At 64.1% G+C, this 746-nt stretch carries 1 protein-coding gene and 1 pseudogene; one reads left to right on the top strand and one right to left on the bottom strand.

Annotated elements, in window-relative coordinates; translation table 11 throughout:
- Positions 1-372 (top strand): PhnD/SsuA/transferrin family substrate-binding protein (locus tag EN925_RS38230; protein ID WP_164894792.1); only part of this gene is annotated, 372 nt, incomplete at its 5' end.
- Between the two features lie 34 nt (positions 373-406).
- Here EN925_RS38230 and EN925_RS40380 read toward each other — a convergent pair.
- A pseudogene (locus EN925_RS40380) lies at positions 407-746 on the bottom strand (pilus assembly protein); the annotation flags it as partial.

The raw sequence follows: 746 nt of genomic DNA on the forward strand, positions 1-746 counted from the left end.
GCCGAGACGATGCTGGTCGACGGCAAAGCCGATGGCCTGTTCGGCTGGGTGACGGCCGCTGCCGACGGCCCGCGAGAACCGTCGGGCACGCAGGCGAGGTTGGAGGCGGCAGGGCTCTCGGTGACGGCGCTTCGGATCGTATGGACGTCGGGCCTGTTGAGATACGGCCCCCATGCGGTCCGCAGCGATCTCGACCCCGAAGCCAAGCGCCGGCTTGCCGTGTTCCTCACCAACCTCAAGTCGACGACGCCCGATATCTACGATCTCCTGGAATCGAAACATTCCGGCGGCTTCGCCACCGTGGCGCCAAAAGACTACGAGATGGCCGCTGCTATCGTGCGCTTCGTTTCGGACCGTGGGCCGCAGCAGTAGCTGGAGCGGCCTGCGCACGCCTGGCTGCCTCTGTTCAACAGTCGCTGCAAGGGATCGTCACGCTTCTGCGGGGGCGCAGAAAATAGGTTTCGCCCATGGTTATGTTGCTGAAAGCCGAGGTCAGCCCAAGCTTCTGTTGACTGCTCGCGCTCCACGCGATGACCGGCGTATAGCCGAGGTTGCTTTCAACGCGGATGAGAAAAGTGTTGGCGACTCTGAGCGACGCCGGGATCGTTGTCTCGGTGGTGGCGGCGGCGCCAGGGCTGGCGACGCCGGCTACCAATTTGCGTGACCACACCACCAGTGCCCTCGTCGCATCGGCCGAGACCTGGATTGCCGTGACGGTGATGGTCGGATTTGAGCGGTTGTAGGGC

Origin of the sequence: Mesorhizobium sp. M7A.F.Ca.US.006.04.2.1 (genome assembly GCF_004022915.1) — a bacterium.
Classification (GTDB): domain Bacteria; phylum Pseudomonadota; class Alphaproteobacteria; order Rhizobiales; family Rhizobiaceae; genus Mesorhizobium; species Mesorhizobium ciceri.